Below are 13047 nucleotides of genomic sequence, written 5' to 3' on the forward strand. Positions count from 1 at the left end.
TGAACCGTGCAGGTGTGAACAATGGGTGAATTACTTCCGCTATTGATACAAGGCGCCTGGGTGACCCTCCAGGTGACATTCTTCGGCTCGATCCTGGCCATTGTCGCAGCCATTCTGGCGGCGCTGGGGCGCATGTCGCCGTGGCGGCCGCTGAGCTGGTTCTCGGTCGCCTACATTGAAGTGTTTCGCGGTACGTCGTTGCTGGTGCAACTGTTCTGGCTGTTTTTCGTACTGCCGCTGCCACCGTTCAATCTGGAACTGAGCCCCTACAGCGTGGCCATCGTCGGCCTCGGCCTGCACATCGGCGCCTATGGCGCGGAAGTGATGCGCGGTGCCATCAGCTCTGTGGCCAAGGGTCAGTACGAAGCAGCGACGGCGCTGAACTTCAGCGCCTACAAGCGTTTTCGCCGGATCATCCTGCCCCAGGCGCTGCTGGCGGCCATTCCACCGGGCACCAACCTGCTGATCGAGTTGTTGAAAAACACCTCACTGGTGTCGCTGATTACCTTGTCCGACCTGAGCTTTCGCGCTCGGCAACTGGATCAGGCCACGTTCCAGACCCTGGAAATCTTCAGCCTGGCGCTGGTGATGTATTTCATCCTGGCCCAAGCGATCAACCTCGGCATGCGCAGCATTGAGCGTCGACTGGCGCGCGGCCGGATGCGTGGAGGTTTGTCATGACCCTGTTCGACTGGACGTATGCCTGGCAGATCCTTCCCGATCTGCTGCGCGCCTCGCTCAACACCGTCGGTATTACCCTGATAGGCTTCCTGATCGCCATCGTGCTGGGACTGTTTCTCGCCATCGGCCGTCGCAGCCGCCTGTACTGGCTGTCGTGGCCCATTGCAGGAACGATCGAATTCATCCGCAGCACACCGCTGCTGATCCAGGTGTATTTCCTCTACTACGTGCTGCCCAACTACGGGGTAAGCCTGTCGGCCATGCAAGTGGGGATCGTCGGGATCGGCGTGCACTACGCCTGCTACATCGCCGAGGTCTATCGCGGCGGGCTGGATGCGGTGCCGCGGGCACAGTGGGAAGCGGTGACTGCGCTGAACATTGCGCCCTACAGCGCCTACCGCAACATCATCCTGCCCCAGGCCCTGCGGCCGATCCTGCCACCGCTGGGCAACTATCTGGTGGCGATGCTCAAGGACACGCCGGTGCTGTCGGCCATCACCGTGGTGGAAATCATGCAGCAGGCCAAGAACATCGGTTCCGAAAACTTCCGCTACCTGGAGCCGATCACCATGGTCGGCCTGTTTTTCCTCGCCCTGAGCATCGCCCTGGCTTATCTGGTACGGCGCCTCGAACTGCGCCTGGAGCTACGCTAATGACCTCTCCACTCTCGACCTCCAACGACCTTTCCCGGCGCGGCAACCTGACGCCGCTGCATCCGCAAGAGGCCACGGCCATGCATCCACCGCAAGCGCTCCAGCCGATTGTCAGCTTCCAGGACGTCACCAAAAGCTACGGCAACTTCACGGTGCTTGACCATCTGAACCTGGACGTCACGCCCGGCGAGAAGGTCGCGATCATCGGCCCCAGCGGCTCGGGCAAATCCACGCTGTTGCGGGTACTGATGACCCTCGAAGGCATCGATGACGGCTTGATCCGGATTGAAGATGATCTGTTGACGCACATGCCCAATCGCAACGGTGTATTGGTGCCGGCCAACGACCGGCACATCCGCCGCGTGCGCGGCAAGATCGGCATGGTGTTCCAGAGTTTCAACCTGTTCCCGCACATGACGGCGTTGCAAAACGTCATCGAGGCGCCGGTGCAGGTACTGGGCATGAAACCCGCCGAGGCCCGCGAGCGCGCGGCGGATCTGCTGGAGCTGGTGGGGCTGGGCAGCAAGCTGGGGCACTACCCTTCGCAACTGTCCGGTGGGCAGCAGCAACGGGTAGCGATCGCACGCGCCCTGGCCATGCGACCCAAAGTCATGCTCTTTGACGAAGTCACCTCGGCACTCGACCCGGAACTGTGTGGCGAAGTACTTAACGTGATCCGCAAGCTTGGTGCCGAACATAACCTGACCATGCTGATGGTCACGCACCAGATGGGTTTCGCCCGGGAATTCGCTGATCGCGTGTGCTTCTTCTACAAGGGCCAGATCCATGAACAGGGCACCCCGGCGCAGATCTTCGAGCATCCGCAGCAGGAACGTACTTGCGCGTTCCTCAGTGCAGTGAAAGAGGCTAACTGAGGGGGCATCAGATCTGGACTCGTCGCGACGGGCCGGCACAGGCAACAAAAAAAATGCCCGATTATCGAATCGGGCATTTTTCATTGTGCCAGGTGTATTGCCGAACGCTGCCTTATTGCTGAGCACCGTACTGCTGGCCTGGAATCGCCTTCAGGTTGACCTCTACCCGGCGGTTCTGCGCCCGACCATTGGCATCGGCGTTGCTGGCGACCGGGTTATCCGGGCCGGCGCCACGGGCGCTCAGGTTGGTGCCGCTCACGCCTTGCGAGGTCAGGTAAGCCGCCACGCTTTGGGCACGACGCTGGGACAGGTCCATGTTGTGCTGACGGCTGCCGGTGCTGTCGGTGTAACCGACGATTTCGATCTGGTTCTGGTTGAACTCTTTCAGCGAGCCGGCCAGGTTGTTCAAAGGCTGGTAGAAGCTCGAAGCGATGTTCGCCGAATCGGTGGCGAACGTGATATTGCCCGGCATGATCAGCTTGATCTGATCGCCCTCACGCTGCACTTCGACACCGGTGTTGGCCATGCTCGCCCGCAATTTTTTCTCCTGCTGGTCGGCGTAGTAGCCGTAACCGGCAGCGGAAGCGCCCACTACGGCTGCACCGATCAGCGCGCCCTTGCCACGGTTGTCGTGGTTGATGGCAGCACCGGCCACTGCACCTGCCAGAGCCCCGAGGCCACCGTACTTGGCGGTTTTGCTCATGCCCGTGGAGCCGCTATCGGCCTGGCCCTGGTTGTCGTAGGGATTGGGCGATGCGCAACCGGCCAACAAAGCCACGGCAGTAGCGACAATAATCAAACGAGGCGTGGTGAACATGTAGAGCTCCTACTTTTTTGCATTCTGTGGTGCAACGGTTTCAAGCATCGAACCATTGCCGGCGTTGGATCGTTTCCCGAGGTAAAAATTCCACTCGTTACAAATCAGGCGCGAACAAAAGGGTTCTCGCGCATTTCATCACCCAAGCGCGTATCCGGACCATGTCCGGCCACGACCGTCGCCTCTTCGTCGAGGGTATACAAACGCTGCTTGATCGAACGCACGATGGTCGCCTGATCGCCGCCCCATAGATCCGTGCGCCCTACCCCGCGCCGGAACAAGGTATCCCCGGCAATCAGCAGCTTCGCGTCGGAAAACCAGAAGCTCATGGAGCCGGGGGTGTGACCCGGTGTGTGCAAAGCCACACCACAACCACACGCCAACTCTTCATCGTCGGCCAGCCAGCGGTCCGGCGACGGTACCGGCGTGTAGGGCACGCCGAACATCTGGCATTGCATCTCCAGGTTGTCCCAGAGAAATTGATCTTCCTTGTGCAGATGCAGGGTGGCGCCGGTTTTTTCCTTCAACTGGCCAGAGGCCAGGAAGTGATCGAGGTGCGCGTGGGTGTGAATGATACTGACCACCTTCAGGCCCAAAGCATCGAGCCGCGCGAGGATCAGTTCGTGATTGCCGCCCGGATCGACCACGATGGCTTTTTTCGTGATCGGATCGCCGATGATCGTGCAGTTGCACTGCAAAGGGCCGACGGGGAAGGTTTCGCGGATCAGCGCAGGTTTGGCAGCGTCCATGGGTGTTCCTGGAAAAAATGGATGGCCTATTCTGGCACAGGCATGTCCGATTGCGGGACGTGAGGGACCCAACGCTACACCAACACCCCCAATTCCTTCGCCCGCGCCACCGCCTGCGTGCGCCGCTCTACCCCCAGCTTGCTGTTGATATGGCTGGCATGGGTTTTCACCGTGTGCAGGGAAATGAATAGCTGGTCGCTGATTTCCTGATTTGAGCAGCCTTGGGCGATCAGGCGCAGGACGGCCATTTCCCGGGTGCTGAGTTGTTCTGACGCGGGGATGGGCTCCAGCGTCGGGCGAGAGGTCATGACTGGAAGTTTGTCTGCAAGTTCCTGGGTAACCGGGGTCGACGCACAGAGTTGAAGCTGCCCACGCAGCCAGTCTGGGTGCTCGGCCAATAGCTTTTCAAAGGGTTGCAGTACGCCGCCGGCTGCGGCGTCCAGTGCCTGGACGAGCGCCTTGCGGGCCTCGGGTTCGCGGCCGCTGCCCAGCAACAGTAAAACTTTTTGCGTCAGCGCCATTGCGCTGAGCATCTGCCGACCGGTTTGCTGGCCGTGTTCGAGCAGCGCATTCAATCGCCCTTCGGCCAGCATCGGCTGGTTCTGGATAACCTCCAGCAACGCTTGCTGCAGTTCGATGTGCAGCGGCAATTGTGGATGGAATTCCGGTGGCGCGGCCGGCTGCTCGCCGTTATAGGTCTGCCCCAATCGCGCCAGCCAGGCTTGCGCCAGGTCGGTACGCCCCTGGGCCAGCCAGAGTTCGCATTTGACCAGGGTAATCATTGCCAGGTAGTAGATCGGCGGCACGTCCCAGATGTGCATCAGCCGCTCGGCTTCGGCGAGCTCGGCAAAGGCCTTGGCGAACTCACCGCTGTTGCCTTCAAGCCGGGCGATCACGCAATGGCCGATCAGGACGCTGATATCACGACAGGCGCGGGCTTCACCTAAACCGGCCTGCAAGCGTAGCCGCGCCGCCTGAGGTTGCAGGCGCAAGGCCAACAGGAAGCCCTCATACAACGTCAGTCGGGCACGTACGGCAAAGAGCCGCTGCGCCGGCAGCCCCTGCATGCGTTGCAGCCCTTGGCGGACTTCATCCAGTGCTCGCAGTATTTCGCCCCGCGCCTGCAATACGCGAGCGCGGTCGTAGTGGGCCAGCGCCTCGAACAACGGATTGCCAACCCGTTGCGCCAGCTCCAGGGAGTCACGGTTCAACTCCCTGGCACGCCACATGTCGCCATCGGCAATCGCCAGGTTGGACAGGGTCGAAAGGCACATCAATCGCTGGCCATAGCGCTTGCACGGAAGACTCTCCAGCGCTTCGGTGCAGTAACGCAGGGTCAGTTCGCGGTTACCGCGCCCGCGCGCGATGATCCCGCTCAGGGCCAGCCATTGCGCCAGCATCGACTTCTGCGCGGTGGCCGACGGCGCTGGCAGGAAGCGGCTCAGGTGGCTGGCCAGTTCCTCGGCAGCGTCCAGCTGGCAGGCCAGGCCCAACGCCCAGCTGTAGAGCACGATCAGGCGAGGCGTGCTGATCAGCAGGCTATCGGGCAAGTCCATTTTCCAGCGCAGCAACATGCCGACGTTCTGTTCGGCCAGCAGTTGTTCTTCGGAAAGGTTTTGCACCAGGTTGGCCGCAACGTCCAGGTGCCCGGCTCGCAACGCTTGCTCGACCGCTTCATCGAGCAAGCCCTGGGCGTTGAACCAGCGACAGGCACGCAGGTGCAGGCTGGCGGCCGGCACCATCGATTGCGCGCCCGGCCGGGTGCGCAGCAGGTCGGAAAACAGATGGTGATAGCGATACCAGTGGCCGTGTTCGTCCAGCGGCACCAGGAACACTTGGTGGGCAGCCAGGAAGCGCAGGATTTCGGCGCTGTCATGGGCATCGCGAATGGCGTCGCACAGTTCGCTGCAAAAACGCTCCTGGTGGGCGGTGTCGTAGAGGAAGGCTTGTACCTCGGCGGGCAGGCAATCGATCACTTCTTCGAGCAGGTAATCGCGGATCAACCCTTCCCCACCGTGCAGTGCCTGGGGCAATGCCCCCTGATTGCCTGCCTCGGAGGCGGCCAGCAACCAGAAGCGCAACCCGGCAACCCAGCCTTCGCTGCGCTGGATCAGGTTTTCCAGCGCCTCGCCACGCAACGAACTGCTGTGCCGATCGAGCAGGCTCAAGGCTTCATCGTGGGTCAGGCGCAAATCCTGCTCATGCAACTCCAGCAGTTGGCGCGACAGGCGCAACCGCGCCAGGTGCCAGTCCGGACGCTGTCGACTGGTGACCATCACCAGCAAGCCATCGGGAAGGTGGTTAAGGAAAAACTGCAGGCAGCGATCGAGCACCGGTCCCTGGGCCAGGTGATAGTCATCGAGCACCAGCAACAGGGGGCGCGCCGTCGATAGATGCACGGCCAGCTCGTCGAGCAGCCCGTCCAGCCATTCTTCGAAGGCGAACGGCTGATGACGCTGGCGCATCTTCAATAATCCGAGGGACTGCCTGCCCAGTTGCGGAAAAAAATCCTGCAGGCCTTCGAGCAACCGCTCGAGGAACCGGCCCGGGTCGTTGTCACGCGGGCTCAGCCCCAGCCAGAGACTTTGCCAGTGCGGCGGCAGTGCCTGACAGAACTCCACCGCCAACGAACTCTTGCCGAACCCGGCCGGTGCGCTGACCAGCAGCAACCTGCCACCGAGCCCGGCGCTCAGGCGCTCGCACAAGCGTGGACGCAGCACATGGCCGTCCGGCAATGGCGGTCTGAAAAAGCGCCCGTCCAGCGCGGCGACAGCGACGCTTGCAGGACCTGGTGGTGGGGACAGATCAGTCATGGCCGGCTCTTGTTAGTGTTGCGGGTGGCGGCGTTGCAGATCTCCGCAGACTAGCGGTAAACGAGGACGGAATGAAGGTTATTGCTACAAATGGCTACAAAAAGTCTACACACACACTGTAGGAGCGAGCCTGCTCCGGGCGGCGTTCCGACGATGGTCGTGAACGATAGCGCGTGAAGTCTGGCACCACGCGGTGCTCTCTGGTTTTTCGCGAGCAGGCTCGCTCCTACAGGGGAAAAGCCAAAAAAAACGCCCCGAACCAGTCGGGGCGTTTTTCCAGAGGATGCGGCCTCAGGTCATTGCACGTTAGCGAACACCATCCTGGCGCAATGCGGCCGGGGTGAAGTCGCTGGTGGTGGCGGTGAAGCCGAAGTCATACGCCGACTTCTCTTCGTTCTTCATGCCCAGTGCCAGGTAACGACCCGATTGCAGGTCGTACAGAGCCTCCAGGGTGTACCACGGCACCTGGACGTTGTAATAGTTCTGGGCATGGGCTTCCGCCACGCGCCAGAGTTGATTACGACCGTCGTAGTGGTCGATCACAGCCGCCTGCCAGGTGTCTTCATCGATGTAGAAGTCACGCTTGGCGTAGATGTGGCGCTGACCTTCCTTCAAGGTCGCCACCACATGCCATACCCGGCGTAGCTCGTAGCGAGCCAGGTCCTGGTTGATGTGGCCGGCCTTGATGATGTCGCTGTACTTGAGCTTCGGATCATCGAGCTTGTAGGCATCGGAAGCGATGTACATCTCTTTCTTGCCTTCGAGCTTCCAGTCGTAACGATCCGGTGCGCCGTTGTACATGTCCAGGTTGTCGGAGGTACGCAGGCCGTCTGCCGCAGTACCCGGGCCGTCATAGGACACTTGTGGCGCACGACGCACGCGACGCTGACCGGCGTTGTAGACCCACGCCGAACGCGGTTCCGCCACTTGGTCGAGGGTCTCGTGCACCAGCAGCACACCACCGGCCAGACGTGCCGGCGCGGTCACTTTCTGCTTGAAGTAGAACAGGATGTTGCCCGGGTTCGCCGGATCGTAGTCCTTCATCTTGTCACGGAATACGAACTGGTCCTGGAAGTACACCAGGCTGAACGAACCGTTCGGCTGTGGCGTGGCCTGGGTGACCAGTCGGGTTACGCTGCCGCCGCGATAACGGGTGATGTGGTTCCAGATGACTTCCACGCCGCTTTTCGGAATCGGGAACGGTATCGCGGTTTCAAAGTTTTTCAGCCCGTTGCCACCTGATACCAGCTCGGTGTTAGTGGCGTTCTTCTTGATGGCGGCGAACACGTCATCCGGCACGGTGGCACCGCGATGGGACGGGTAAACCGGCATCTTGTAGGTTTCCGGGTAGCGCTTGAACATCGCGTACTGCCCCGGAGCGAGCTTGTCCTTGTACTGGTCCACGTTCTGCGCGGTGATGGTAAACAGCGGTTTTTCGCTGGCGTACGGATCGGACAGGAAACCCTTGCTGTCGACGCTGCCGGCATTTTTCGGCATCGGTTTCCAGGCCGGGATCGAACCGTCGGCATTGCCCGCCATTTCGGCGCCCATCGGGGTCAGGCTCTTGCCCAGCTTGTCCGCTTCTGCCGCCGGGACCGCTGCCATTACGCTGGTCGCCAGCAACGACAGTCCCAGGACACCGGCGTGGAACAGACTCTTGGTTATTTTCATGTGTGTACTCGTCCTGAAAATAGTGCTTAGAAGTTCACGCCAAGGCTGAGCGCAACGAAGTCGCGGTCATCCACGGTGGTGTACTTGCCGTCGAAGAAGTTGGTGTACGCCAGGCTTGCGGTGTAGGTGTTCTGGTACTCGGCATCGACACCCAGGCTGACGGCCTTGCGACCTTCCTCGAAGTTGCCGCCTGGGCCAGGGGAGTAACCTTCCACGTCGTGGGACCAGGCCACGTTCGGCTTGAGGTTCACACCGGCGAATACGTCGTTGTATTCCCAGATGGCGCGACCGCGATAGCCCCAGGAGTTGGCAGTGGTAAAGCCGTCGTTTTCGCAGTAGCGACTGACGTTGTTTTGCGGTCCGCCCGCCAGCGTGCCGCTGTTCAAAGTCACGCACTGGTTGTTCGGCAATGGACCAGGGCCGTAGCTCGGGTCACGGCCGTAACGTGCCTTGGAGTTGCTTTCCAGGCCGCCGACGTGGGTCCAGCCGACTTCACCCACCAGGGTCAGACGCTCGGCGCCCATCACCTGATCGAAGAAGTGGGTCAAGGTCGTTTGCAGCTGGGTCACTTCCTTGCGGCGATAACCTTGCTGGTCCTGCCCTGGCGTGCCCTTAAGTACGGAAACGTTAGGGTTGAGCGGTGTCAGACCGGAAAACAGGATATCGGTTGTGTTGAGCTGGACCGGCGCATTCGGCCGGTAGCTGACTTCACCACTCCACGCGGTGCCGCTAGGCAATGTGGTGGAGAAGCTCAGGCCGTACAGTCGGATATCTTCAGGGTACTCGACGTAGTAGCTGGAGTTGCCCGCCACCACCAACGGCAGCAAGGTCGGCGCCAGGCCCGCCGCCACACCCAGCGGTAGGCCGGAGCCCACCAGCCCGCCTACCAGGCCAGCACCACTGTAAGCGCTCGCCGGCGCGCCATGGCCACTGAAAATCGGCGCACGGCTGTGGTAGTTCATGAAGTAGGCGCCGAATTCGGTGTCCAGCGGATCGAACATGTACTTGAAGGACACGCCGAACTGGCCGCTGTCACGGGCATCGCGATCCGGGCCACGACGAACGATCACGCCTTCGTCCGGGTTACCCCAGGTCACGCCCCTGGCGCCGAGGGTATTGATGGCAGCGTTACGCGCCCCGGCCGGCAGCCCCGCCGCCGCCAGCGCACTGTTGAGCCCGTTCTGGGTACGCAATACCGCCAGGTTGTTATCGCAACCATCAGCGATCACGTCCGGTTGCGAGAAGAACGTGCCGCAGTTGTCGACGACAGTCTGGTCCCATTCGATCTGGTAGAAGGCTTCGGTCGAGAGATTTTCGGTGAGGCTCTGGGACACGTAGAACATGTTGACCGGGATCAGGCCTTCCTTGATCTCGGCACCGGGACGACGGAATGCGGACACATCGATCGGGTTGATCGAGTTGATACCGCTGCCGATGAAGGTACTTTCACCCCAGCTCACCACTTGCTTGCCCAGGCGTACGGAACCTGGCTGATCGGCAATGGCGTAGTTGTGATAGACGAAGGCGTCGAGGATTTGGCCGCCAGCGGACTTGGCGCCTTCCTTGCGATTGTCGTCGCTGATGTCCTTGAACGGACGGCTTTCGTCCTTGAGTTCAAAGTCGTACCAATATTTGCCGCGCACGAAAATGCCGGTGTCGCCATACTTCAACTCAAGGTCATGGATGCCCTTGAAGATCTTCGAGAAAGTTTCACCGCTTTTGAAGTTCAGGTGGCCGTCATCGGAAGTCTGGGACAGGCCACGACCGCCGTTGTTGACGCCAATGAGGTTTTTGTTGGCGCTTTCAGTAGACCAACTCGCGCCGATCGACAGGGAAGAGTCGAATTGACCTTCGATTTCACCGATGTTGAAACTGACGCCGAATGCAGGCCCGGCGAGCGTAGAGGCAAGGCTGACGGCCAACGGCAATTTAGCCCGGCGCCAGAACTGGTTTACTGATGTCATCGACGCTTCTCCATGTGCATTTTATTGTTATGGCAAATAGCACTTCTAAAAACGCTTGGATAACAGGGAGCCATGGCTTCCCAAAGTCACTCCAAAGTTGCATCGCCCCGGTTTGTGCGTTTGCTCCGTTCTTAAAAATCCTTGAGCGGACTATAGCCAGCAGGTAGTAGTGCTTGATCCCTCTAAAGTGTGATTTGCGCCTGCCAGGCACTCTGGACCAGTCCATTGCCATGCCGACACCCGTCGGCCCGGCAAGAATGGCTGAAAATACGGATTTGACAAGCCAAGCGCTTGCTTGGTGGGGCTGGCGTGCCCTTTTGGGCACGCCAGGGGACGCTTAAAGCGTCGAGAGGAAGGTGCTGTTGTTGGCCTGCCATTCGGTGATGTCGACGCGAATTCGCTTCTTGTCGAGCTTACCGACACTGGTCTTGGGAATTTCAGTAACAAGGGCGATCTGGCTTGGAATGGCCCACTTGCTCAGGTGCCCCAGCTCAACGAACGGCTTGAGGTGTTCCTTGAGTTCCCGGGCGCCGATGGCATGGCCCTCGCGCAGCACCAGCAAGGCAAACGGTCGCTCGCCCCACTGCGGATCGGCAATCCCCACCACTGCTACTTCGCGTACCGCCGCATGGCGACTGATCAGGTCTTCGAGGTCCAGGGAGGAGATCCACTCGCCGCCGGTCTTGATCACATCCTTGATGCGGTCGCGAATGTCGATCACGCCCATGCTGTCCAGAGTCGCCACGTCCCCGGTGTGCAGCCAGCCACCCGCCCAGAGCTCGGCCCCCTTCTGCGGCTCGTTGAAATAGCCCTCGGTAAGCCACGGTGCGCGCAACACCAGTTCACCTTGGGTTTCCCCATCGGCGGGCAGGAAGTTGCCTTCTGTATCGACGATTGCCGCTTCCACCAGTGGCCCTGGCACACCGGCCTTGATCCGATAGGTGGTGCGTTCGTCCTCGGAGCCGGCCATCAATTCGTCATTGAGGTGAGCGCAGGATACCAGTGGGCCGGTTTCCGACATGCCGTATGCGGCGGTCAATTGAATGCCCTTGGCCTTGGCCGCATCGTACAACGCATGATTGAGCGCACTGCCACCAATGACGATTTTCCAGCCGCCGAAGTCGGTGTCCTGGGCAGCCTTGGCATTGAGGACCATTTGCAGGATGGTCGGCACGCAGTGCGAGAAGGAGACCTTTTCCTTGCGCCACAACTCCACCAGGTACTCCGGATCGTAGCGTCCCGGATACACCTGCTTGAGCCCGAGCATGGTCGCCACATAGGGCAGGCCCCAGGCATGCACGTGGAACATCGGCGTGATGGGCATGTACACGTCGTTGGTGCCCAGCAGGCGCACGCTGTCGATCGACCCCATGATCGTCGACACGCCCATGGTGTGCAGCACCAGTTGCCGATGGGTGAAGTACACGCCTTTGGGGTTGCCGGTGGTACCCGTGGTGTAGAACGTGGTCGCCACCGAGTTTTCGTCGAAGTCCTGGAAGTCGTAGTGCGGGCTTGCCGCCGCCAGCAATTGCTCGTACTCACCGACGAGGTTTGGCAGGTCGGCCGTCTTTTCCGGCAGGTCGGTCAGGAGCAGGGTTTTCTCGACCGTGGTCAGGTGCCCGGCGATCGCGTTGTACAGTCCCACGAACTCGCTGTTGACCAGGACAAAGCGGTCCACGGCGTGATTCATGGTGTAGAGGATCTGCTCCGGTGACAGGCGCACGTTGATGGTGTGGATCACCGCGCCGATCATCGGAATGGCGAACATGCATTCCAGGTATCGGTGGCTGTCCCAATCCATCACCGCCACGGTATCCCCGGGCTTGACCCCGGCAGCCGTCAGCACGTTGGCCAGCCGTGCGACCCGTTCGATCAGGGTCGGATAGCTGTAGCGCAACTGGTCGCGGTAGACGATCTCACGGGTTTTCTCATAACGCGCACCGGACATCAGCAGCCGTTTGATCAGCAGCGGATACTGGTAAGCGCCTTCGGCTGGGGGGATAACGCGAGTCTGCAACATAAGAATCCCTTTTCTGACTACTCGGTCGTGGCTGTAGAGTGAGCACTGTAGTGCCCCTGATCGCCAGCCAAATCAGCCAAAGGGATGATTTGCAAAGCCGCACGAATACCGGCAATGCGCCAGCATTCGCCGGTAAACGTGGACCGTTACGCTCAGTGCATCTCGGTCAATGCGAGTTTCACGCCAATGGCGATCAGCACCGCGCCCATGGTCCGGTCGAACCAGTGCCCCATGCGGGCGAAACCGGCGCGCACGCGCTGCTGGCTGAACAGCATGGCCACCAGGCAAAACCAGATCGCCGTTGCCACCGCCAGATAAACCCCGTAACCGGCCTGCACGGCCAGCGGCGTATGCGGGTTGATCACCACGGTGAACAGCGACAGGAAAAACAGCGTGGCTTTGGGGTTCAGGCCGTTGGTCACGAACCCGGAAGTGAAGGCGCCACGCGCGGTGCGCTCGCCGGCTTCCTTGTGCAGATCGTCTGTCACGGCCTTGGCCGGTTGCGCCCGCAGCGCCTTGAAACCGATGTAAAGCAGGTAAGCGGCGGCGGCCCATTTCAAGGCGTTGAACAGGACGATCGACTGCGACACGATCAGGCCGATGCCCAGCAGCGAGTAGCCGACGTGGAGGAAAATCGCCGTACCGACCCCAAGCGCCGTCCAGGTGCCGGCGCGACGACCATGGGTCACGCTTTCCCGTACCACCACGGCAAAGTCCGGGCCGGGGCTGGCGACGGCCAGCAGGTGAATCAGCGCAACGGTCAAGAACTCGGTCCAGTACATGAGGGCTCCTTCAGGCCAAGCG

At 60.8% G+C, this 13047-nt stretch carries 10 protein-coding genes; 3 read left to right on the top strand and 7 right to left on the bottom strand.

All coding sequences use genetic code 11. The annotated features are described in order from the left end of the window. Nucleotides 1-21: 21 nt before the first annotated feature. From ehuC to ehuA, 3 genes are read left to right on the top strand one after another with little or no spacing between them, the layout of a single operon-like run. Complete coding sequence (gene ehuC / locus CGA21_RS10390; protein ID WP_056853232.1) at nt 22-681, top strand: ectoine/hydroxyectoine ABC transporter permease subunit EhuC; 660 nt, start codon at nt 22-24, stop codon at nt 679-681. Next, nucleotides 678-1334, top strand: a complete 657-nt coding sequence (ehuD, locus tag CGA21_RS10395; RefSeq protein WP_110751571.1) for an ectoine/hydroxyectoine ABC transporter permease subunit EhuD — start codon at nt 678-680, stop codon at nt 1332-1334. The genes ehuC and ehuD overlap by 4 nt, the downstream gene beginning before the upstream one ends. Then, a complete protein-coding gene (ehuA, locus tag CGA21_RS10400; protein WP_411157067.1) occupies nt 1334-2209 on the top strand; it encodes an ectoine/hydroxyectoine ABC transporter ATP-binding protein EhuA in 876 nt (291 codons plus the stop codon). The genes ehuD and ehuA overlap by 1 nt, the downstream gene beginning before the upstream one ends. Before the next feature lie 112 nt (nt 2210-2321). Here ehuA and CGA21_RS10405 read toward each other — a convergent pair whose 3' ends face one another. The 7 genes from CGA21_RS10405 to CGA21_RS10435 all read right to left on the bottom strand — a co-directional run bounded on the left by CGA21_RS10405 (nt 2322) and on the right by CGA21_RS10435 (nt 13025). Further along, nucleotides 2322-3026 (bottom strand): OmpA family protein, encoded by a 705-nt coding sequence (locus tag CGA21_RS10405; protein WP_188264156.1) that lies wholly within the window; start codon nt 3024-3026, stop codon nt 2322-2324. A 104-nt stretch (nt 3027-3130) separates the two neighbouring features. Continuing rightward, nucleotides 3131-3775: an MBL fold metallo-hydrolase gene (locus CGA21_RS10410; RefSeq protein WP_110751569.1), complete on the bottom strand. Its 645-nt coding sequence runs from the start codon at nt 3773-3775 to the stop codon at nt 3131-3133. 74 nt (nt 3776-3849) lie between these two features. After that, on the bottom strand, nt 3850-6588 hold the full coding sequence (locus CGA21_RS10415; protein ID WP_188264157.1) for a LuxR C-terminal-related transcriptional regulator: 2739 nt from the start codon (nt 6586-6588) through the stop codon (nt 3850-3852). A 306-nt stretch (nt 6589-6894) separates the two neighbouring features. Next, the gene (locus CGA21_RS10420; protein WP_110751566.1) at nt 6895-8259 is read right to left on the bottom strand and encodes a DUF1329 domain-containing protein; all 1365 of its coding nucleotides are present in this window, start codon (nt 8257-8259) and stop codon (nt 6895-6897) included. 26 nt (nt 8260-8285) lie between these two features. Continuing rightward, on the bottom strand, nt 8286-10223 hold the full coding sequence (locus CGA21_RS10425; protein ID WP_188264158.1) for a DUF1302 domain-containing protein: 1938 nt from the start codon (nt 10221-10223) through the stop codon (nt 8286-8288). Nucleotides 10224-10560: 337 nt separating this feature from the next. After that, nucleotides 10561-12243, bottom strand: a complete 1683-nt coding sequence (locus CGA21_RS10430) for a fatty acid--CoA ligase (RefSeq protein ID WP_188264159.1) — start codon at nt 12241-12243, stop codon at nt 10561-10563. 152 nt (nt 12244-12395) lie between these two features. After that, nucleotides 12396-13025 (bottom strand): LysE family translocator, encoded by a 630-nt coding sequence (locus CGA21_RS10435; protein ID WP_110751560.1) that lies wholly within the window; start codon nt 13023-13025, stop codon nt 12396-12398. Between the last annotated feature and the right edge of the window lie 22 nt (nt 13026-13047).

Source organism: Pseudomonas sp. PSB11 (assembly GCF_014596605.1).
In the GTDB taxonomy this organism is placed as follows: domain Bacteria; phylum Pseudomonadota; class Gammaproteobacteria; order Pseudomonadales; family Pseudomonadaceae; genus Aquipseudomonas; species Aquipseudomonas umsongensis.

Excerpts from the sequence above, each read along its gene's own strand:
- ehuC (WP_056853232.1), top strand. The coding sequence starts at position 22 with ATGGGTGAATTACTTCCGCTATTGATACAAGGCGCCTGGGTGACCCTC.
- ehuD (WP_110751571.1), top strand. The coding sequence starts at position 678 with ATGACCCTGTTCGACTGGACGTATGCCTGGCAGATCCTTCCCGATCTG.
- ehuA (WP_411157067.1), top strand. The coding sequence starts at position 1,334 with ATGACCTCTCCACTCTCGACCTCCAACGACCTTTCCCGGCGCGGCAAC.
- CGA21_RS10405 (WP_188264156.1), bottom strand. The coding sequence starts at position 3,026 with ATGTTCACCACGCCTCGTTTGATTATTGTCGCTACTGCCGTGGCTTTG.
- CGA21_RS10410 (WP_110751569.1), bottom strand. The coding sequence starts at position 3,775 with ATGGACGCTGCCAAACCTGCGCTGATCCGCGAAACCTTCCCCGTCGGC.
- CGA21_RS10415 (WP_188264157.1), bottom strand. The coding sequence starts at position 6,588 with ATGACTGATCTGTCCCCACCACCAGGTCCTGCAAGCGTCGCTGTCGCC.
- CGA21_RS10420 (WP_110751566.1), bottom strand. The coding sequence starts at position 8,259 with ATGAAAATAACCAAGAGTCTGTTCCACGCCGGTGTCCTGGGACTGTCG.
- CGA21_RS10425 (WP_188264158.1), bottom strand. The coding sequence starts at position 10,223 with ATGACATCAGTAAACCAGTTCTGGCGCCGGGCTAAATTGCCGTTGGCC.
- CGA21_RS10430 (WP_188264159.1), bottom strand. The coding sequence starts at position 12,243 with ATGTTGCAGACTCGCGTTATCCCCCCAGCCGAAGGCGCTTACCAGTAT.
- CGA21_RS10435 (WP_110751560.1), bottom strand. The coding sequence starts at position 13,025 with ATGTACTGGACCGAGTTCTTGACCGTTGCGCTGATTCACCTGCTGGCC.